The sequence below is a fragment of the Pediococcus sp. EKM201D genome (assembly GCF_011800215.1).
Lineage (GTDB): Bacteria > Bacillota > Bacilli > Lactobacillales > Lactobacillaceae > Pediococcus > Pediococcus pentosaceus.
In genome coordinates, this window is record NZ_JAALFK010000007.1 from 20225 (window position 1) to 42195 (window position 21971).

Genomic DNA, 21971 nt, shown 5'->3' on the forward strand with positions numbered 1-21971 from the left:
ATTGCAAAATTAATCCGAACGTCGTTCAGATTAATTTTACAATCTACAATATGTCAACATATAACGCCGATCAATGACTCCATGAAAGGTCTTGCAGTAACTTCTTAACAAACTAGTGCTGGTGGGCGTGTTGTTGACTTGACTGGGGCCGATAAGCGGCAGCTAACCCTGTCACAGCGTCCAAAGTCATAATCAGACCCATTAACCACATCGCTGCCATATTGTGCATGGTACCAATTAGAATCAGCAGCACCACATTTAACGCCAGCATGAGCCAGCCCATTGTTTTCGACATTTGTTGCATGAAAATCCTCCTCAAGTGTATGGATAAGACCTATACCATTTTTCGATACTACTTTAGATTAATTCTAAATTATGTTTATGGCAATCCTAAAAAGTGTTAAAATTCTTGTCAGAGGGGGAAATCACGATGAAAACCTATACGGACTATTTCTTTGATGAGCCAGCATTTGATCTCCACGATGGAGGTTACGTGCCGCTTGAGGTCAGTGATGCGCCTGAGAAGCCTTTAAATGTGCCGCCGTTGTTGAAACCGGATAAAGAGACGGCGACCGACGTTTATTACACGGTGACAGCAGAGGCTGGGGAAACGCAACTGTTACCTGGGGCGAAGACCAAGACGTGGGGCTATAATACCAGTCTGTTAGGTCAGACGATTGTGTATCGCCGTGGTCAGCATACGCATGTGACACTGAAAAACACCCTGCCTGAGTTGACCACTTTTCATTGGCATGGGGCTAATGTCAGTGGCCCTTATGTTGATGGCGGATGCCATGCGCCGGTTTATCCGGGTGAAAGTAAGCATATCGACTTCACATTGGAACAACCGGCGACGACTTTGTGGCTGCACGCGCATCCGTGCCCATCCACAGCCGAGCAGGTTTGGCATGGTTTGGCTGCCATGGTGATTGTCAAAGACGACCATGAAGCCAGCCTGCCATTGCCAAGGAACTATGGCGTTGACGATATTCCGGTCATTTTGCAAGACCGGCGTTTTCATGAGAACAACCAGTGGGACTACCGGGCTGATTATGATCCTGACGGTGTTGCTGGGCCAACTGCAATGATTAACGGTACAATCAATCCCTATTTTGATGTCACCACGCAAAAGGTCCGGTTGCGTTTTCTGGATGGTGCTAATCGCCGTGAATGGCGGTTGCATTTTTCCGATGACCTGCCATTTACGCAAATTGGCGGGGATGGCTCACTGTTACCGGAGCCGGTCAAATTTACCCATTTGATGCTGACTTGTGCTGAGCGTGCCGAAGTGATTGTTGATTTTGGCCAATACCATGAAGGCGACGAGGTCACCTTATATACGGATGATGTGCCATTGCTAAAGTTCCGCATTCATGCGTTCAAACCGGATCAGACTACCTTGCCTGATAAGTTGTTCGATGTGAAGGCACCAGTGGTTGACCCGGCTTTGTCAGTTCGCCACGTTGTGATGCAGGGGATGGACGAAGGTGTTGCGATTGATGGTAAAAAGTTTGCCATGCAACGGATTGATGCCACGCAACCAATTGGCAAAGCCCAGTACTGGGATGTTACCAATAGCAATGATGCGCCTGGAATGGTTCATCCATTCCATGTGCATGGAACCCAATTCTTAGTCTTGTCGCGGAATGGGCATGCGCCGTATCCAAATGAACATGGTTTCAAAGATACAATTGGCGTGAATCCTGGTGAAACGGTTCGGCTGCTGGTTCGCTTTGATTTGCCAGGGGTTTATATGTATCACTGCCATATCATTGAGCACGAAGATGGTGGCATGATGGCACAGATTGAAACATTCGATCCAGCCAAGCCAAAGCAAGAATATAAATTGATGGATATGGATACGTTAATGATGGCCTTGGCTAAAGAACGTGGCGTCAAACCATCTGAGATTTGGATGGGCGGTATGCAGTCTTATGAAAAAATGGGAATGAAAATGTAAACGTCCCACAATACTAATATAGAAAAAGATGATTTTAATATGCACTCTCCAACGATCAAACATCGCGGGGCTTTTGTCGCCACGTTACTGACAGGTACCTTTTCGATGTCAATTTCTCAGTCTTCTTTAAGCACCGCTTATCCTGCTTTTATGAAAGCTTTTGGTTTAGGAGCGGATACAGTTGCTTGGCTGACAACCGGCTTTATGTTGGTGATGACCTTGATGATTCCGGTTAGCCCATGGCTGTTGCATAATGTTACTTTCCAACGGCTTTTCCAAGCGATTGAACTCATTTTTGCCATTGGGACAGGCTTATGTATCTGGGCACCGAGTTTTACCGTGCTCATGATTGGCCGGTTGCTTGAAGCGATTGCGGTCGGGATTATTTTCCCGAGTTTCCAGACCGTGTTGCTGACGATTACGCCGCATAGTGAGCGTGGTCGGGTGATGGGCACGGCGGGATTGGTCATGGGCTCAGCCTTGGCAGTCGGTCCGATTATTTCCGGTGTTTTGCTGACATGGTTCCCTTGGCAGGCTTTATTCTTGTTCTTCTTGGTCGTTTCGCTGCTTGTGCTGGCCGTTTCAACGGTGACCATTGCGTCTGTCATGCCATTGCAACCGACGCAACTGGACTGGGTGTCCTTCCTTTTATCCGCAAGTTTTCCAATTCTACTTTATGCCTTGGGTGCTTTGTCGAAAAAAGGCTTAACTGTTGGCGTGGTTGGTTTGTTGATTTTAGGCGTTCTGGCAGCTGGTATTTTCGTTGTTCGGCAATTGAATCGCCAACCACCAATGTTGCAAATGCGAGTTTTTGCCACTGGTATGTTTACTAAAGCGGTGTTTCTGACCGGAATTTCATACGTCGGTTTGATTGTCACCACTATCCTGATGCCGCTTTACTTTCAAACGCTACTTGGTTTGTCACCGTTGATTTCTGGCTTGTCCTTAGTGCCAGCTGCGGTGTTGCTGAGTATTTTGAATCCAATTAGCGGGCGCCTACTGGATCGCTTTGGACCGCGTGTCGTGGCCATGATTGGCATGTTGTTGATTACTGGCGGCTTTGGTCTGTTAGCAGTCTTTGCCCATCATTTACCGCTGATTGGGGCAATTATGTTGGCGATGGCGACTGAAGCCGGCAATGCCTTTGTGATGATGCCTTCAGTGACGGCTGGCGCGAATGCTTTGCCGAATGAGCTCGTGGCAGACGGCACTGCGGTTACAACGACGGCTCGTCAGTTATTCGGTTCTGCCGGTGTCATGTTCGCCACAGTGTTGTTGGATGGCATGCAAACCACGCTGCGAAGTCATGCTGGCGGTTTTGCTGTTACCTTCGCTGTGTTTGCTGGCGTGGGCCTGATTGGCTTGCTGTTGGCGTTGACGTTACCAAAGGAAGTCGCAAAGAAAGCGGTATAGCTGCGAATTCGTGCTTTGCATCTACAAAAATGACCGCCTACCAAAAAGTAGACGGTCATTTTTGTTGCAACTAAGCATGCTTGACTGGGTACTTAGCCGCAAATGATCAGGAGAGAAGCATCGCGACTAGGAAAGGAGGGCAACACGATTGCTTTAGTCAACAAAGACCAGTTCGATAGTTTCATCTTCCGGTTTGATGTTGACAGATAAATGACGATTAAGGTCGGCCACCAGTTTGCGTGCGAAGGCCATCTTCTCGTCGAATTCGGTCATGTGCAAAGTAAACGGGACGCTTTGGTAATTAAAGTTTTCGCCGATATAGCTCGGATCAGTCACGTAGCGCAAGTTGTTTTCGTCGTGGCGACTGCCCGGTTTCAGGACGGTATCCAAATACTGATAGAGAATCGTTGGATCGTAGTTCAGCGGCTTATCAAGGGTCGTGGAAAGCTTGTAGCCGGTTGCTTGACCAGCGAATTGTTCGTTGATTTGGACTTGGGTAAGGCTTTGATACAATTTCAAAACGATCACTCCTCTTCTTTTCACTTTTAGTATAGCAGTTATGGTAGATTGTAGAATTAATCCGAACGCTGTTCGGATTAATTTTACAATCTACCTTTTACCAAGCAATTGATGAAATGCTAGCTAACGCTAGTCCTAGTGATAAATTGTCTAAACGCTTGCAAGCAATCTTTGCCCAAGCATCTATTTCTCGGCGTGATATGTTGGGTGCAATGATTGGCGCGGTATGAATATTGCTACAGCAAAAAGTGAATCATTTGCAGTTAATGAACTCAAACAGCAGTATATCGATGGCTATAATAATTCAAGCCCTAATAAACTATCAACAGTTCCAGATAAAGTAGCCAATCAAGCTGAGTATTCTCAACGAATTTGGGTGCATGGCGACGTCATGACGACACGAATGAAAGAAACCCTGAACAAGGGTTTGAGTCGCCGCATGAAAAAATCAGACATCAATAAAGTGACCCGCAGTATTCCTCAAAGCGGTGATCGAATTGATGACAATTTAGCAACGCCTATGAACCAAATGCTATCCAGAATTCATACGTTAACAACTAATGAAGCTATACGCAATAGCAACGGTGGTAAGAATAGAGCGTATGATGAACAGAATGTTCAGTATGTGATGTGGTTAACCGAGGAAGATGATCGTGTTTGTGATATTTGTGAACCACTTGATAGACAAACATTTGCCTATGGACAAGCACCGATTCCAGTCACGGATACTCATCCAAGGTGTCGTTGCCAGCTGGTAGCCTGTGATGAAGATGGGAATCTGCTGTCTGGTGAACTTGATAGGGTATTTAAGGAACAAAAAAAGCCCACTTAGTTTAAAACTAAGTGGGTCAGGAATATTATTAATTGGCTTCGCTCACAACAAAGTCGAGGGGTGCTAACTAAGTTAGCATCTATAATTTAGTATAAGAACCTTAAATGAAGCTTAAAAACTAATTCTTTGATTTACCGACAAAGAAAGAAACTACAGCAACAACAATTACTGCTCCAATAATTGAAGGAATAATTGCCATTCCGGCTAATTGAGGGCCCCAAGATCCGAGTATAGCTTCTCCAATAGAGGAACCAACTAATCCGGCAACAATATTAGCAATCCACCCCATTGATTTTCCTTTGCTAGTAATTGCTCCAGCAATAGCACCAATGATGGCACCAATAATTAAAACCCATAACCAATGCATAAAACATCATCCTCTCTTATTTTTCGAAGGATGTTTTTTAGATTTGTTATAGTTTTGAATTTCTTTAAAAATGGCTAATAAAAGTTGAGATATAGAAATGATAATTGATAATTTTGACCAAAGTCCAAATCTTTTCATATGAAATCCTCCATTATCTAAATTGCATTCTTCTAAATCTAATTATAGGCAATTGAATATTTGCATACAAGTTATTCGATTGTGCCATTCTTTTTAAAATAGGAATTTTTGATTTGCCTTTTTCTCAATTACAGGCGTTAAAGAATAATTGATTTAGTTATTGCACTTACAAACAATTTAGTCTACGGACTTAAAAAGGAGTTTTGATGATGAAAACAAATTTGCAATTTTTTGCTGATCCTAACCCAGAACCTAAGCCAAACGATTCTAACCCAAATCCTGATGTGACCTTTTGGGCGTGGTGTGATAGACTGTTCTTGCATCAAGACGAAAACTTCTTTCATTGTTTGTTGTAGGAATTTCAATGATACCTGAATTTTTCGTCTTGGTGTCTTTTTTTTACCATTTTAGCTACATGGCTAACTTAATTATAAAACGCGCGAGAATAAATTTTTGCGAGAAAAAGGAATTAAAAACCATAATAAATTTATTCTATTGAATTTAAATGACTATCGTGTTGCTAAGTTAAGATATCCAGTAACTCAAGCTAGTTTGAATGAAATGTTAATCAAACTTGGTAATGAAGCCGATATTACTGCGCCTAAAGAGATGCAGTGGTCGATGTATTCATTGCGGCATACAGTTGCAACAAGACTTGGGAATACAGCCGGGATGAGTTATCCGTGGGCGGCAGCGCGTATGGGACATACGTTAGAAGAGTTCATGCAGACTTATGTTCATGTTGATCAGAATCGTTCGTTAGAAATGCTTGCTAAGTGGGTATGATTGACTAAATTTCTCAAACACACACACGAAACACACAGAACTCAAAGATAATTAAATAAACGCGATTGCTGCGGGATTTCGAAGCTCAACTTTGTATCTTGCAGACGCATAAACAAAATAATTCTTATTTGCAAAAGCCGACAATAGCGCGTTGATTGTCGGTTTTTGTTTGTTTAAAAAAGGCTGTATCAGTTAATATCAACACACAGCAAAATTGAAAAAAGTCGCGCGTTATTACGGTGGTACCATAATTTTTACAGGTCAACTATTCCTTATGTAATTCGATAGCATTAGCAGAAAGACAAATCACACGGGCAACATAGTGGTCATTATGATTTAGATTCCAATGCTTTTACGATAATAGCTGGGGCTAGCACCACTGTAGCGTTTAAATGCCTTGGAGAAAGTGAAGCTATCCTTGTAGCCTACCATATTGGCAATGCTTTGCACCGAATTATTACTAGTGCTTAGACGCTGTTTAGCATCTTCTAAGCGCAATTTAGTTAGTAATTTTTGTGGCGAGGTATTAGCGTGCGTTTTAAACAAGGTGTAGAGATAGCTTCGTGATAAATTAAGATAATGACAGAGGTCCATAATGGTACAACCAGTACTATAATTTTCTTGCAAGTAAGAAACAGCTAAGTTAAATTGTTCAGTTGACTTTACTTTTATGTTGGTGGCGTTAGCGGGATACCAGCGCAATAAGTCATAGAACATTCGATAGATCAAAGACCCTAATAGAACATCATTTATCAATGAATTAGGGATGTGTAAAACTTTATAAAGTTCAGAGAGATCGGCGTAAAATTGGCCATTTTGTACTTGGCGTAAGTAGCATTTCTGAGCTAATAAAGAACCAGAAAGCATTGCTTCGATACGGATACCGGAAAAACCGATCCAAAAGTATTTCCACGGTTGGTCATTGTCAGCTTGATAGAAACAAGGTGTTCCCTTAGGTAGTATAAAAATATCGCCGGCTTTTAATACGGTTGCTGGATGGTTAGCTGCAGCAAAGGTACCTTTACCCTCCTGGATGTAATGGATAACATAGCTGTCTCTGACGTTATTACCTTTGTAAGTGTAATTCGGTAGGCAAGCTTCTTGCCCGAAAAAGAGTACATTACTTTCGAAGCTTTTATTCGCTAAAGTTTTATATTCACCATTCATATGAGTTCTCCATTTACTTAAAATATCTTGCTAAATATGTGAAAATGTTTTTCAACTAATTAATAAATAGCTACACTATACTGCTATTTAGAAAAACATGTCAAATTGTTTACTAATAAAAATAACAAAAAATTGATAAAGATTACTATGGGCAACCCAATAGACAGGAATTATAATGAGCTTTGTTAATGAAAACGGATACAAAAAATGATTTGAAGGGCAGGTAATTCATTTATGCAGGAAGAACATAATTATAAAATGGGGTTAGGAGGTCGCCTAATCTATGGTTTTGGTGCTTTTGGTAATGATGCTTTCTATAGTATCCTCTCCGGATATTTAATTATCTTCATTACTTCACACCTTTTTGATACCGGTAACAAAGCACTAGATAATCGAATGGTCAGTTTGGTGACCTTGATTATTATGGTGTTACGAATCGTTGAGCTATTCATTGATCCCTTTATCGGTAACGCAATTGACCGAACTAAAACACGCTGGGGTCATTTCCGGCCATGGGTTGTAGTCGGTGGGACCGTCTCTTCAATTATTCTCTTGCTATTATTTACTAATTTAGGCGGCCTCTATGCTAAAAACGCAATGATTTATTTGGTCGTTTTTGCAATTTTGTATATTACGATGGATATTTTCTATTCGTTTAAAGACGTTGGTTTTTGGTCAATGTTACCTTCCTTGACCACTGATTCACGAGAACGCGAAAAAACTGCTACTTTTGCCCGCTTAGGGTCAACTATTGGTGGTGGCTTGGTTGGTGTGTTGGTCATGCCGGCAGTTATCTTCTTTTCTGCCAAGGCGACTAGTACTGGCGATAATCGTGGTTGGTTCATTTTTGCCTTGATCATCTGCTTGATAGCTTTAATTTCAGCCTGGGGTGTTGGCTTAGGTACACGTGAAGTTGATAGTGATATTCGTAAAAATAAACAAGATACAGTTGGTGTGATGGAGATTTTTAAGGCACTGGCTAAAAATGATCAGTTGCTATGGGCAGCTTTAGCCTATTTATTCTATGGTGTGGGCATTAATATTTTAGGTTCACTGGAAGTCTATTATTTCACGTATATTATGGGTAAGCCGAAATCATTTTCTATTCTATCGATCATTAATATTTTCTTAGGTTTGATTGCTACATCGCTATTTCCAGTATTATCGAAAAAATTCAGTCGTAAAGGTGTTTTTGCTGGCTGTTTAGTGTTCATGCTAGGTGGTATTGCGATTTTTACCATTGCTGGCAGTAATTTATGGCTGGTTCTATTAGCGGCAACTATGTTTGGGTTCCCGCAACAGATGGTCTTTTTAGTAGTTTTGATGGTAATCACGGATTCTGTTGAATACGGTCAATTGAAGCTGGGGCATCGTGATGAGTCGCTGGCTTTATCAGTGCGGCCGTTGATCGATAAATTTGGTGGCGCTATCTCTAACGGGGTTGTTGGCCAAATTGCCATTATTTCTGGGATGACGACTGGTGCGACTGCTTCTTCTATCACTGCTGCAGGACAATTACATTTTAAATTAACGATGTTTGCCTTTCCCGCGTTAATGCTACTTATCGCTATTGGCATTTTTTCAAAGCAAATATTCTTAACCGAAGAAAAACACGCCGAAATTGTGGCTGAACTTGAAAGAACCTGGAGAACAAAGTTCGATAATACCACTGATCAGGTAGCAGAAAAAGTAGTTACATCACTTGATTTAGCTACACCAATCGCTGGGCAAGTGATTCCACTTGCCCAAGTCAATGATCCAACTTTTGCGGCTGGAACGTTAGGTGACGGATTTGCTATTAAACCTAGTGATGGCCGAATATTAGCTCCATTTGATGCAACGGTGCGTCAAGTATTTACCACACGACATGCAGTTGGCTTAGTCGGTGATAATGGGATCGTCTTATTGATCCATATTGGTTTGGGAACTGTTAAACTTAGAGGAACGGGATTTATTTCTTATGTTGAGGAGGGGCAGTATGTACAACAAGGGGATGAATTACTTGAGTTTTGGGATCCAACGATCAAACAAGCTGGTTTAGATGATACGGTTATTATGACAGTGACTAATTCAACCGAATTCACTATGATGGATTGGTTAGTCAAGCCAGGTCAAGCCGTTAAAGCAACTGATAATATTTTACAGTTGCATACTAAAGCATAATGTGCCACTGGTTATCATTTAATTTTAAAATTAGTAATTCCCCGAGGAGGAAATAAAATGTCATTAATTACGGTTGATCAAGCGAATCGCGTTTTTCATTTGCATAATCAAACTCTTTCTTATATCTTTGCAGTTGAGCAGGGCGGTACTTTAAGTCATTTATATTTTGGTGGGCATGTGGACCATTACCACGGCGAATTGCGCTATCCACGAGTCGATCGTGGTTTTTCCGGTAATTTACCGGGATCGACTGATCGCACTTTTTCACGTGATACTTTGCCGAAAGAATACAGTACGGCTGGTGAAATGGATTATCATTTACCAGCAGCAATCGTTCGTCATACTGATGGGGCTAATGCATTATTCTTAGTTTATCAGGGATATCGGATCGAAGCGGGTAAACCAAAGTTAAGCGGGCTACCGGCAGCTTTTGTGGAGGATGAAACAGAGGCAGAAACTTTGACCATCGTATTAGTTGATCAAGTAAGCCAAGTCGAGTTTGATCTACAATATACGATCTACCGTGATCGACCAGTGATCACGCGCTCGGTGCAAGTCTGTAATCAAGGTGATCATGCAGTTAATTTAGAAAAAGTTGCTTCAATGCAAATCGATTTTACGGATCGTCAGTTCGAAACAATTACATTACCTGGAGCGCATGCCAATGAACGCCATCCAGAGCGGGGTTCGATCAATTATGGAATACAGACTTTTGGTAGTTTGCGTGGTACTTCCAGTCATCAAATGAATCCATTTTTGGCCTTGGTTGATCACACTACGACAGAGTTTAGCGGTGATGCATATGGGTTTAACTTGGTTTATTCTGGCAATCACGCATTTGAACTGGAAAAGGATCAACTTGACCAACTTCATCTAATGGTCGGTATTAATAGTTATAATTTCAATTGGCAACTTAAAGCTGGCGCGACTTTCCAAACACCAGAAGTATTAATGGTCTATACAAATAAAGGTTTGAACGCGATGAGCCAAGCCTACCACCATTTAATCCGTGAACGAGTAGTACGTAGTGAGTTTAAAAACCAAGAGCGTCCGATTGTAGTTAACAACTGGGAAGCAACATTCTTTGATTTTAACGAAGCAAAATTGAAGCCGATCGTGGATGAAGCCAAGCAGTTAGGCATTGAAATGTTTGTTTTAGATGATGGTTGGTTTGGACATCGTGATGATGATAATTCTTCATTAGGTGACTGGCAAGTTGATCATAGAAAATTTCCACAGGGCTTAAATCATTTTGTGAAATATGTGCATGAACAAGGCCTTAAATTTGGTATTTGGTTAGAACCAGAAATGATTTCATATGATTCAAAGCTATATCAGCAACATCCAGATTATTTAATGCAAGTTCCTGGCCGATCACCAAGTCCATCACGTAATCAGTATATTTTAGATCTTGGTCGGCAAGCCGTACGAAATAATATTTTTGACCAGCTTGATCAACTTCTAAAATCGAAGCAAATTGATTATATTAAATGGGATATGAATCGCCACCTTTCAGATATTTATTCCGTTGCTTTACCACCAGAACGCCAGGGTGAGGTCTATCATCGGTATGTTTTAGGTCTGTATGAATTATTGGAACGGTTGACGACAGCTTATCCGCATATCTTATTTGAAGGTTGCTCAGGTGGTGGCGGTCGATTTGATGCTGGGATGGCTTACTATATGCCACAAATTTGGGCTAGTGATAACACTGATGCAGTTGCGCGATTGACGATTCAATATGGGACTAGTTTAGCCTATCCAATTTCGTTAACTACCGCCCATGTCTCAGTGAGCCCTAATCAGCAAACAGGTCGTGAAACGTCAATGTCGACTAGAAGTGCAGTAGCGGCAAGTGGTGTCTTAGGTTATGAATTGGATCTAACACAACTCAGTTCAGCGGATAAACAAATAGTCCAAAAGCAAGTTGTACAGTATAAACAGATTAGACCACTGATTCAATTTGGTGAATTTTATCGCTTAAAATCACCAATTACTAGCAATCAAGCAGCATGGATGTTTGTTTCACCTCAACAAGATGAAGCGATTGTCATGGTATTTAATCTGACATCCTATGCCCAGCCCAGTTTGACAAAAACCAAATTAGTCGGTTTGAATCCCAAGCTGAATTACCAAAATATTGCTACTAAGGCGATATTTGGTGGTGATGAATTGATGCAACTTGGCTTCTATGATCCAGTAGTCTACCAAGATTACACAACGAAGGTCTATCATTTTAAAGCAGTCACTGAGAACTAACTTTTACGCAAATTGCAATAGTAAGTTAGCCAGTGCCGGTAAAGTACACAGACGAAAGGGCTCATGGGAGTTCCAGGTGGATCAGGATCAGGCGGCGCGGCCTTTACGCGCACGTGCTAATTCCTTTCGAAATACTTCAGCTGGTGTACAGAACTTAAGTAAGCGGCGCGGGAGATGGTTGAGCCGAGATTCAGCTTGACGGACCAGACTGGGTGTAGCTAGATCGAGTGATTGCCCCTTAGGAAAGTAACGTCTGAGTATACGATTGTGGACCTCATTAGCGGCGCGTTCGGCCGAGCTATAAGGGTGGGCATAATAAGTCCCGGCAATACCCTCAAGCGCAGCCGTTAGCGTGGTGAACTCTGTTCCGTTATCCGCCGTAACTGTCCGCATAACGTCACCGAATTCAGCCGTAATATTTTGCATGCATAAGCCACAGATAGCGCGTTTTACGTTCGGTAAACGTTAATAGGACACTCTCGCTACTAGCATGTTTGCCAATGACAGTATCGATCTCAAAATGACCAAACTCGTGGCGCATTTCTACTCGCTTTGGCCGTTCTTCAATACTACGACCGAGTAGGCGCTGATGTTGGTGCGAGTGGTGCTGGGTCATCCGGCGTTTTGCTTTTTTCAGCAGATCAAGGTTACGGATCTCTAACAGTTGCGCATCGATATAGTTGTGCAAAGTCTTCGTACAGACCATTTTGGCCGGCTTAAATAACCGGTGCTTACGGGCATAACCAACGGCAGCGTCCAGTGACCAGCCCTCATGGCAGAACTTATCATCAAAGTAGGCTAAGAAGGCCGTCACTTGGCTAAATTTTAATGGACGTCCAAAGTTTTGCCGCTTTATTTCATAGCGATTCTGAGCGGCTTCAGGGCTGTAAATTTCAAAGTAGTGTTTCTGATTATTAACGCGTTTAACTTGCGTGACTCGACCACGCTTGAGCTCATTATTGACGGTCTGGTGGCAGACGCCTAATCGAATCGCTATTTGCCGTACTGAGCATCCTTCAATGTGCCAAGCGGCGATTTAACCGCGTTCGATTTCCGATAAATGGTGACCTTTTAGGCGTGGTGTGATAGACTGTTCTTGCATCAAGACGAAAACTTCTTTCATTGTTTGTTGTAGGAACTTCAATGATACCTGAATTTTTCGTCTTGGTGTCTTTTTTTTACCATTTTGGCTGCGTGGCTAACTTAATTATAAAACGCGCGGATAATTTTGATAATTGGTAGATTGCAAATTTAATCCGAATTTTTGGACAAATTTGTCAGCATAACCTGATACGGTGTTTGCCAGTCGAGTATTTTAAGCGGTCGCTGGTTAATTTGGAGTAACGTCGTCGTTAAATCTTGAGTACTAATGTGCTCAAAACGAGTCCCTTTAGGATAAAAACAACGTAAATTCCGATTAAAGCGTTCATTACTACCACGTTCAGCTGGAGTATAAGCATGGCAGTAATAGGTCTTAATACCATATTGTGATTCAAGTGATACTAGACCGCTAAACTCAGTGCCACGGTCCACCGTGAAGCTGTGCACCGGACCATTAAAAGTTGCTAGAAACTTATTTAGGGCTTCATTAACAGTCGCTGTCGTCCGATCTTTTAACCGGCAGGCCCAAAGGAACCGTGATTTTCGATCGATTAAAGTTAATAAAACTGCCTTACTATGCCCACGAGGACCAACGACTGTATCTAGTTCAAAATCGCCGATGCGCTTACGTTGATTAATCATCATGGGACGCTGTTCAATTGATCGCCCCAAAGATTGATTATATTTGGATCGTTGGTCAACGTTACGCCGTTGGCGTACGCCATGTTCAGGTAGATCATTCAAGGAGAAACCAATTCTCCCCTGATTTAGCCAATTATAAATAGATTTAGTAGCTAGTTTAAATTCGTGAGCAATCATTCCTGGTGACCAGCTTAGACGTAAATGGTTGAGAATTTTTTGCTTTAACTCATCGCTCAGCTTAGTTTTCCGACCACATCGTGATCGCTTGTATTCGGCATCTGTTTGTGCTAATTCAGCCTGATAAGGTTGACATCGAGATAATTCATAAGAAATTGTTGACGGTGATCGGTTCAGCCGAACGCCCATTTGGATATTGGACAGCCCTAGTTCACAAAAGGTTTCGATTTTAATTCGTTCGGAATAGGTTATACTAGACAAAAGATCAGCTCCTAAAAGATGGGTTTGTGGTAAACACCATTTTAAAGGAAGCTGATCTTTTTGTCCGAACAGCGTCGGATTAATTTTACAATCTACCATGTACGTGTCGTATATTCCGCAAATCATTTCGAATTTCTCAGGTGACCCAGTATCGCCGCTACAACCACTCGTGGCAATGATTAATGGGATATTATGGACTGGTTACGGCTGGTTCAAGACTTATAAGGATTGGCCCGTTATTATTTCAAATGTTCCCGGGGTGATTTTTGGATTTATCACTGTTTTAACCGTATATATTCATTAACCGAATGACAAATTGACTGTAAACTAAAAGTCCGCTAATACGTTTAAACACGTATCGGCGGACTTTTTTGCATGGTGTTAAGCGTTCTTTAAAGCAGCCTGAGCTAACAATAGGCCACCGGCAATGCCAGAATTGTTACCCAGTCCAGCGGGAACGATATAGTCATCCAGTGGTGGGACTTCTTCGTAGCCATTTAGATAGGCGGCAAACTTTTCACGAATCATGGGAAAGAGCTGCCGTTGATTCATAACACCACCGTTAAGAATAATTTTATCAGGTGCGAAGGCGACGGTGAGGTTGACACATGCCTGTGCGATGTAGTCAGCGATGATTGGCCAGACCGGATCGTCAACGGGAATATCTTTCCCAGCTTTCCCCGTTCGTTTTCCAACTGCTGGCCCAGCAGCTAAACCTTCTAAACAGATGTCATGGTAAGGACAGTTGGACTTGAAATCGTCCCCAGGTAACCGGTTGAGTCGCATGTGACCAAGCTCAGTATGAGTGCGACCATTAAAAATGTGGTTCTGACTAATGACGCCAGCGCCAACACCGGTACCAATCGTCATGTAGATGCTGTTAGGGACGTCCTTAGCGATTCCAATCATTGATTCGCCATAAGCGGCTTCGTTAACATCAGTGGTCCAGTAGAGTGGGATGTTGAATCGACTTTTAAGATGGCCTAAAAAGTCGAAGTCACCCCAGCCGGGTTTGGGAGTCGTGGTAATGTAACCATATTTCGGATCATCGGGATTAACGCCGATGGGGCCAAATGAACCGATACCAATCGCGTCAACGGGATGAGTCGTAAAATAGTCGTCTACCGCAGTCATGGTTTCAGCGGGGGTTGTCGTGGGGATCGAAATTCGGTCGCTAACTTGCCCGTTTTCAGCGCCCGTGGCACAAACAAATTTTGTACCACCAGCTTCAATTGCACCTAAAAGCATAGTGTGCCTCCTGTAGTTAAAAATGTAGTCTTATTTATTAATAATATATTCTTAATTCGAAATTTTGTTAACGATTACATTAATTTTGACATAAATAAATTAGCTGACTAGTGAAATCAGCGTTGGTGGGTTTAAGTGGAATCCCCATCGTGTTTAACTGATGCCCCGTATAGCGATTACCCGATGAATCGCTATACGCTAATTCAGCATCGAGATAGTGTAATGGTAATGGGTGCTGAGTTTTGACAGCAGAATTAAGCCCATTTAAGTAACAGCAAATTGCCTGCTTTTTATCTGCCGTTACTAGCAACCACGCAACAACGTGTCTTGTTGTTGGTAGACGATAAAAGTGGGCCTTGATAAAAGTAGATTTCAGTTGCTGATATTTAATCAAGGCTCCTCGAAGAAGTTGCTGTTCACTAGGAGCAAGTTGTTTAGGATTAAGTTCCAATCCTAGTTGCCCGATGCAGGCTAATTGTAATCGAGTTTCAAATGGTGTTATTCGGCCATTTTGCGCATTGGGTGATGCGGTTATATGGTTGCTGAATATCCGTGGTGGAAATAGATAACTAAATCCGTTCTCGATGGTTGCTCGGTCGACTGGATCAGTCAAATCGCTTATCCACGTCTGATTGGTGTATGGTAGCATACCAAAATCAAACCGGCCACCACCAGCTGAACAATTTTCGATAATCAGCTTGGGGCAGGCGCGCTTCAAGCGTGTGAGAATATCATAAAGTCCACAGACATAGCGATAATACAGTTCCCCCTGTTGTGCAGCCGGTAAGTGTGTGCTGCCAACCTGTGTAAGATGGCGATTCATATCCCATTTAAGATAATCGAGTTGGTTATTTTGAACCAAGTTCGTCAGAGTAGTGATTAAGTGGTCACGGACAGCGGCCTGCGAAAGGTCTAAGACTAGCTGGTGGCGAGCTGTGATGGGTGTCCGATCAACATATTGTAATACCCAGTCAGGATGTTGTTGGTAGAGCTGACTGTTAGTGGTGATCATCTCTGGTTCCACCCAGAGACCGAATTTCATTCGATGATGATGGGCTTGTTGGGCAAGGGGGTTCAGACCATTAGGAAACTTAATGGGGTCAACAAACCAGTCACCTAATTGCCCATTTTCGCCGTTACGGTTGACAAACCAGCCGTCGTCTAAGACAAGCATTTGTAAGCCTAACTGGTGGGCGTGTTCGATTAAGTGTTGAACTTTAGACTCCGAAACGGCAAATGTCAGTGTTTCCCAAGTGTTAAGCACACTTGGAATGTTAGTCTGGGAGGGCATCAGCTGATAGCTAAAGTCGTGAAATACTTGCGACATGCCGTTAAAACCAGTATTTGTCCAAGTTAGCACGGCTTCAGGAGTCTGAAAACTGCTATTTGGTTTGAGCTGCCATTCGAATGTGTCGGGCTCAAGACCGATTGTTAGGCGGCTATGTTGATATTGGTCAACTTCGACAGTACTGTCGAAGTTACCACTCCATGCTAGTGCACAACCAATAACAGTCCCAGCTAATTCTGTCGTGTTAGGTTCTGCTAGAGCCATGAACGGTTGGTGTTGTGGTCCACTAGTGCCGCGCAGACTGCGAACCGTTTGTAACCCTGGGTGTAAACGGTTAAACGATGGATTAGCTTCATGTGCATGGGTACCGCTTAATGTCAGCGCAGTATATTGGTCAGTTGGTAGATCTAGTTGAGCGCTGGATAGGGCTGTTACTTGCAAATTAGTAGTACCGTGATGGCGCAGAGTTGTGCTTCGCAAGATAAGCGGCTGATTTTCAAAAATAGTGTAGTTAAGATCCATCTGTAACTTGGTCACTGCATCGGTCAAATGAATGACTAGGGTTGTTACAGGCGTGTGTTTGCTAACGGTGGGTGGCAATTGGCGCGAGTTGATTGGCTGATCATTCACAGAAAAACCAGTATATTCTAAAATTGGCAGTAATTGATTGTTAGCATCCTTAATAACGTAAGCTGGCTGGCGATAGTCACCACTGCCAATAGTGGAATATTCGAGTGGCAGTGAAGTCACGGAATATGGAAAGCGTTCTGTTGGGTCATTAGCAAAAGCATGGCTACCGGATGGCATCGGCTCAAAGTACGGTTGTTTTGAAAAGTAACGTCCAAAATATCGATGCACTGGGTAACGATGAGCTAAAATTTGAATAACATAGCTAATTTGGTCATTATGAAGATTGATTAAGCCGGTTTTGGGGTCATATTCAACAGGCATGACGTCCTCCTAATAAAGTTTAGACAGTTGTAGCAGCAACTGAGCTAGCTGCCGGTGCAGTCAACGCAACGAGCTGTTCACCAGCTTGGACATTCGTGACTTTGAGTCGTTCAACATTAGCGTAATTGGCCGTATTTGTGACGATTAGCATGACGGTTGGATCATAGTTAGCGGCTTTTAAGGCAGCGATGTCAAACGTTCCGAGTAGATCACCTTGATGAACGGTATCGCCCTTCTGAACGTTAGTAGTGAAGTGTTCACCATTTAAATTGACCGTATCTAATCCTAAGTGAATCAGAATTTCGGCACCAGCAGTTGTTTTGATGCCATAAGCATGATGGCTATCATAAGTGACAGTGATGACCCCGTCAGCTGGTGCGACGACCTGATCAGCGCTTGGCACGATTGCGGCGCCTTTCCCCATGATTTCGGCTGAGAAAACTTGGTCGTTAACTTGTTTGAGACTTTCGCTAGCCCCCGTTACCGGTGCACTGATAATCTCATCATTAACATTGATGACGGTACTCGTTGGTGCTGGTGATTTTACTTGATCACGATCGTCACCGAGTGTTCGTTTGGCATAGATAAAAGTTGGAATAAATGCGACGACGAACGAGATGACAGCACTGAGCATGAATGCTGGAATCGACTTTGAAGCAATCGAAATGAATCCGATGACTGATGCGGGACCCATCGCCACGGACAGAACGTGGAATAGTCCTAAGAAAGCTGAAGCAATTCCTGAGGCAATCGCTGCAAAGACAAATGGAAATTTCATCTTGAGGTTGACCCCGAAAATAGCAGGTTCCGTAATTCCGAGTAACGCTGAGACCCCGGCTGAAGAAGTCAGGGCTTTTTGCTTTTGGCTCTTAGTGGCAAAGAAAATAGCTAAAGTGGCGGCACCTTGCCCAATGTTGGCCATCGAGGCGACTGGGAAGATAAAGGAACCACCAGTTTTGGCAACATTGGCCAACAACTGGGTTTCGATTGCTGGGAAAGTTTGATGGAGACCAGTAATAACAATTGCAGAATATAATAAACCAAAGATTCCCATACCAATCCAGCCGGTGCTATTATATAAGCCTACTAAACCGTTAGTTAATGCATCGCTCACCGTTCGTAAGACGGGACCAACGATTGTAAAAGTTAGGAAACCAGTAATCACAATGGCAAACATCGGGGTAAACGTGAAGTCAAATGCCCCTTTAATGTGTTTATGGAAGAATTTTTCAAGGGTAGCTAGAATGAAGGCGACGCCTAAGACTGGGAGCACTTGGCCTTGATAGCCGGCTTGTGCAACGTGTAACCCAAAGACGTTCCAGTAAACCATCTTGCCGGCTGCCATGGTCGTTGCAACGCTATAGCCGTTAACTAGTGATGGTAAGACCATGATCATGCCCATCGTAGCACCCAGATAGGGGTTGCCACCGAAGCGCTTCGTTGCTGAAAATCCTAAGAGGATTGGCAAGAAAGTAAACGGCGCACTAGCCATCGCGTTAATCATTTCGGCGATACCTTTGAGGCCAGGGTAAACTTCAACAACTGACTTCGCCATAAAAAGATGCTCGGCAGTCAAAACGTTGTTTAGTGCCATTAATAGACCCCCAGCAACTAGTGCAGGGACGATTGGAATAAAAATATCAGATAAGACTTTGAGGAAGTCCATTAATGGATTTTTCTTTTGACCCGCAGCGGCAACTGCCTTGATGTCATCGGGTGTCGCTTCTTTAAGACCTGTTTTGGCGATTAAGGCGTCATAGACTTTATCGACATCGCCAGGGCCAATAATGATTTGGTACTGGCCGTTAGTTTCGAAGGTCCCCTTAACGTCCGCGTCGTCATCTAAGGCTTGTTGATCAATCTTGGATTCATCCTTGATGACCAAACGGAGGCGTGTCGCACAGTGGGCGGCGGCTTGAATGTTGTTTTTACCAATTGCATTAAGTACGCGGTCGGCAACTTCTTGATGATTCATAATAATTCACTCCCTGAGTCTAAAATTATTTTTAATTTAATAATGCAAGCGCTTTACAGACCCAATAATAGCAATTTTGGAAAATATGTCAAGCGTTTGATACAAAATTGGATTGCTTGATAATCTTGTTAAAAAGCCGAATTTGAAACGCTGACATGAAAATATAATATAAAAATGTCAAACGATTGACATATTGGTGTAAGCGGTTTTATAATAGTGACAATTAAGTCGAACGTTAAAAAGGAGCTCATCGTCATGATATGGAATCGTAAAACCCGTTATACCCCTTATGAACAGTGGCCAGCAACTAAGCTACCACAGCTCGTTGCCCAGGCACGCCAGTCTAAGTGGCGGATGCAACATCATATTCAGCCTACATCAGGTTTGTTAAATGACCCCAATGGCTTTTCATACTTTGATGGTCAGTGGCACCTGTTCTACCAAGTCTTTCCGTTCGGTCCGGTACACGGACTGAAGTCATGGCAACACGTGACCTCTAAGAACTTGGTGGATTGGCATGATGAGGGTTTAGCGATTCGACCAGATACGCCGTACGACTCACACGGCGCGTACACGGGTACAGCACTACCAATTGATGATCAGTTATTTATTATGTATACGGGTAATGTCCGTACTGCCGACTGGCAACGTGAATCGTATCAATTAGGTGCCTGGATGGACACGGATAATCACATTAAAAAGCTGTCCCGGCCACTAATTGCGCATGCTCCGGCTGGGTACACGAGTTCGTTTCGTGATCCGGACTTGATCCGGAATGACCACGGCTACTACGCGCTGATCGGTGCGCAGACGACTACTGAGATCGGTGCTATCTTGGTTTATTTCTCAAAGGATCTGACCACCTGGACGTGTCAAGGCGAGTTGAACGTTCCCGCAAATGCGCGGGGTTATATGATTGAGTGTCCAAATCTGGTCTGGATCGATCAACAGCCCGTCTTATTGTTCTGTCCCCAAGGGTTATCGCAAGCAACGATCCCGTATCAGAATATTTATCCGAACATGTACTTAGTTGCCGATCAATTGAACCTAGCTCAGGCACAATTCACTGAACCCCACGCCCTGACGCAATTGGATGACGGCTTTGACGTGTATGCCACGCAGGCAATCAATGCGCCGGATGGCCGCGCGTTAGCCGTCAGCTGGATTGGGTTACCTGAAATTTCCTATCCAACTGATCGTGAAAATTGGGCCCATTGTTTGAGCTTAGTTAAGGAACTAACGCTTAAAGATGAGCACCTCTATCAAAATCCAGTGGCAGCGGTGGATGATTTGCGGACGACGGCGCATGACCTAGTCTTTGAGCAACAACGGGCGACGGTGGCCGCTTTGAATGGCAGCTTTGAACTCTTACTGACGGTTCCCGCTGATAAAACGGTCACGGTTAACATTGCTGATCAGCAGGAAAGTGGCCAGCTGCAGGTGACTGTTGATGCCAACCATGGTCAGGTTATGATTGATCGGCGGCATACGGGGAATTCGTTTGCTGAAGATTATGGTCAGACTCGTCAAGTTGAGTTAACGGCCCATAAGACGATAAAAATCCGGCTAATCATAGACGTGTCAGTCTTTGAATGCTATATTGATAACGGCTATTCCGTGATGACCGGCCGTTTCTTCTTAAACGCTACCCCGAGTCGTCTTAACGTTCAAGGTGACACTACGGCAGTTACCGGTAAAGTCTGGGAATGGCGCCAATCAGAGCATACTGGAGTCGATAACAATGAAACCAAAATTAAATGATGTTGCGAAGCTAGCGGGGGTCTCAGCGACAACCGTTTCTCGGGTTATTAATAACCATGGCTACCTGAGTAGTCAGACTAAAGAAAAAGTTTTCGCGGCGATGCGAGAACTGCATTATCAGCCGAATAATATGGCACGCTCACTGCAAGGAAAGAATACGCGCTTAATTGGCGTCATCTTTTCAGATATTAGTAATCCGTTCTTTGGTGAACTGGTGTCCCGGATTGAAAAAATCTTATTTGCTAAAAATTATAAGGTGATTTTATGTAATAGTGCGGATGATCCGCAAAAAGAACGCGACTACTTACAAATGTTGATGGCTAATCAGGTCGACGGGATTATTGCTGGTGCCCACAATTTAGGTATTGAAGAATATCAACAATATGGTCTTCCGATTATTTCATTTGACCGGTACTTATCCGACAATATTCCCATCGTTAGTTCGGATAACTACCAGGGGGGCTGGCTAGCAACCCAGACATTGCATCAGGCGGGGGCGACTAACGTGGCTATTTTTACTGGTAAGTCACACGCTGGTTCGCCAACGAATGGTCGCCGTGAAGGATATGAAGCCTACTTGACTGCCCAACAGCTAACACCCCATGTCCATGAGTTACCGTTTGAATTGACCCCTGCGCTGAAGATGATGGAAATTAAGACGATTATGACACAACATCAGTATGATGGTATTTTTTGTAGTGATGATTTGGCCGCTTTACTAGTGCTCAACGTCGCGCAACAACTGTCATTAACGGTTCCTGAGCAATTACGCGTTGTTGGTTATGATGGCACGGCGCTCATACGTGATTATCATTCTGAATTAACAACAGTAGAACAACCGTTAGCGGATATTAGCACGTTACTGGTTTCTCTACTATTGCAGCGGATTGAGGATGCGAATTGTACACTGGAATCAAAATATACGTTACCAGTTAAGCTCATCAAGGGCCTTACCGCGTAACT

General features: G+C 43.2%; 18 protein-coding genes and 1 pseudogene. 9 read left to right on the plus strand and 10 right to left on the minus strand.

The genetic code is table 11. The features are described from left to right. Window positions 1-112: 112 nt before the first annotated feature. Window positions 113-304, minus strand: a complete 192-nt coding sequence (locus tag HFC68_RS08905) for a hypothetical protein (RefSeq protein ID WP_167399838.1) — start codon at window positions 302-304, stop codon at window positions 113-115. Window positions 305-430: 126 nt separating this feature from the next. Between HFC68_RS08905 and HFC68_RS08910 the strand changes: the two genes are divergently transcribed. Both HFC68_RS08910 and HFC68_RS08915 read left to right on the plus strand, forming a co-directional pair. Next, on the plus strand, window positions 431-1960 hold the full coding sequence (locus HFC68_RS08910) for a multicopper oxidase family protein (protein ID WP_167399839.1): 1530 nt from the start codon (window positions 431-433) through the stop codon (window positions 1958-1960). Between the two features lie 39 nt (window positions 1961-1999). Next, window positions 2000-3373 (plus strand): MFS transporter, encoded by a 1374-nt coding sequence (locus HFC68_RS08915; RefSeq protein ID WP_003690687.1) that lies wholly within the window; start codon window positions 2000-2002, stop codon window positions 3371-3373. A gap of 153 nt (window positions 3374-3526) precedes the next feature. On the opposite strand, the gene HFC68_RS08920 is transcribed toward HFC68_RS08915, so the two are convergent. Then, window positions 3527-3892, minus strand: coding sequence for a hypothetical protein (locus HFC68_RS08920; protein ID WP_167399840.1), 366 nt, complete (start codon window positions 3890-3892; stop codon window positions 3527-3529). Window positions 3893-4118: 226 nt separating this feature from the next. Here HFC68_RS08920 and HFC68_RS08925 point away from each other — a divergent pair, with 226 nt between their 5' ends. After that, complete coding sequence (locus HFC68_RS08925; protein WP_011673103.1) at window positions 4119-4724, plus strand: minor capsid protein; 606 nt, start codon at window positions 4119-4121, stop codon at window positions 4722-4724. Window positions 4725-4842: 118 nt separating this feature from the next. Here HFC68_RS08925 and HFC68_RS08930 read toward each other — a convergent pair whose 3' ends face one another. Then, complete coding sequence (locus tag HFC68_RS08930; RefSeq protein ID WP_003606447.1) at window positions 4843-5091, minus strand: GlsB/YeaQ/YmgE family stress response membrane protein; 249 nt, start codon at window positions 5089-5091, stop codon at window positions 4843-4845. Between the two features lie 6 nt (window positions 5092-5097). After that, complete coding sequence (locus tag HFC68_RS09390; protein WP_011673104.1) at window positions 5098-5229, minus strand: hypothetical protein; 132 nt, start codon at window positions 5227-5229, stop codon at window positions 5098-5100. A gap of 453 nt (window positions 5230-5682) precedes the next feature. On the opposite strand from HFC68_RS09390, the gene HFC68_RS08935 reads away from it, so the two are divergent. Then, a complete protein-coding gene (locus HFC68_RS08935) occupies window positions 5683-6015 on the plus strand; it encodes a tyrosine-type recombinase/integrase (RefSeq protein WP_041526953.1) in 333 nt (110 codons plus the stop codon). Between the two features lie 336 nt (window positions 6016-6351). Here the strand turns inward: HFC68_RS08935 and HFC68_RS08940 are convergent, their stop codons facing one another. Then, complete coding sequence (locus tag HFC68_RS08940) at window positions 6352-7182, minus strand: AraC family ligand binding domain-containing protein (RefSeq protein WP_167399841.1); 831 nt, start codon at window positions 7180-7182, stop codon at window positions 6352-6354. 234 nt (window positions 7183-7416) lie between these two features. Between HFC68_RS08940 and HFC68_RS08945 the strand changes: the two genes are divergently transcribed. Together HFC68_RS08945 and HFC68_RS08950 are read left to right on the plus strand one after the other, a co-directional pair. Beyond that, window positions 7417-9345, plus strand: coding sequence for a PTS sugar transporter subunit IIA (locus tag HFC68_RS08945; protein ID WP_167399842.1), 1929 nt, complete (start codon window positions 7417-7419; stop codon window positions 9343-9345). A 57-nt stretch (window positions 9346-9402) separates the two neighbouring features. Next, on the plus strand, window positions 9403-11604 hold the full coding sequence (locus HFC68_RS08950; protein ID WP_167399843.1) for an alpha-galactosidase: 2202 nt from the start codon (window positions 9403-9405) through the stop codon (window positions 11602-11604). An 87-nt stretch (window positions 11605-11691) separates the two neighbouring features. On the opposite strand, the pseudogene HFC68_RS08955 reads toward HFC68_RS08950, so the two are convergent. Continuing rightward, window positions 11692-12727 (minus strand): annotated as a pseudogene (locus tag HFC68_RS08955) (IS30 family transposase). 128 nt (window positions 12728-12855) lie between these two features. After that, window positions 12856-13785, minus strand: a complete 930-nt coding sequence (locus HFC68_RS08960) for an IS30 family transposase (RefSeq protein WP_167399844.1) — start codon at window positions 13783-13785, stop codon at window positions 12856-12858. Between the two features lie 97 nt (window positions 13786-13882). On the opposite strand from HFC68_RS08960, the gene HFC68_RS08965 reads away from it, so the two are divergent. Further along, on the plus strand, window positions 13883-14089 hold the full coding sequence (locus HFC68_RS08965; RefSeq protein ID WP_021730470.1) for a SemiSWEET family transporter: 207 nt from the start codon (window positions 13883-13885) through the stop codon (window positions 14087-14089). Between the two features lie 77 nt (window positions 14090-14166). Here the strand turns inward: HFC68_RS08965 and HFC68_RS08970 are convergent, their stop codons facing one another. From HFC68_RS08970 to HFC68_RS08980, 3 genes are all read right to left on the minus strand, one after another. Next, complete coding sequence (locus tag HFC68_RS08970) at window positions 14167-15033, minus strand: fructokinase (RefSeq protein WP_003641780.1); 867 nt, start codon at window positions 15031-15033, stop codon at window positions 14167-14169. A gap of 79 nt (window positions 15034-15112) precedes the next feature. Then, window positions 15113-17272, minus strand: a complete 2160-nt coding sequence (locus HFC68_RS08975; protein WP_005919311.1) for an alpha-galactosidase — start codon at window positions 17270-17272, stop codon at window positions 15113-15115. Window positions 17273-17291: 19 nt separating this feature from the next. Then, on the minus strand, window positions 17292-19247 hold the full coding sequence (locus HFC68_RS08980) for a sucrose-specific PTS transporter subunit IIBC (protein ID WP_055126657.1): 1956 nt from the start codon (window positions 19245-19247) through the stop codon (window positions 17292-17294). A gap of 255 nt (window positions 19248-19502) precedes the next feature. Here HFC68_RS08980 and HFC68_RS08985 point away from each other — a divergent pair, with 255 nt between their 5' ends. Together HFC68_RS08985 and HFC68_RS08990 are read left to right on the plus strand one after the other, a co-directional pair. Beyond that, window positions 19503-21008, plus strand: a complete 1506-nt coding sequence (locus HFC68_RS08985) for a sucrose-6-phosphate hydrolase (RefSeq protein WP_167399845.1) — start codon at window positions 19503-19505, stop codon at window positions 21006-21008. Beyond that, entirely contained in the window at window positions 20989-21969 is a 981-nt protein-coding gene (locus HFC68_RS08990; protein ID WP_011673114.1) for a LacI family DNA-binding transcriptional regulator, read from the plus strand. Before HFC68_RS08985 ends, HFC68_RS08990 begins: the two co-directional genes overlap by 20 nt. The last annotated feature ends 2 nt before the right edge of the window (window positions 21970-21971 follow it).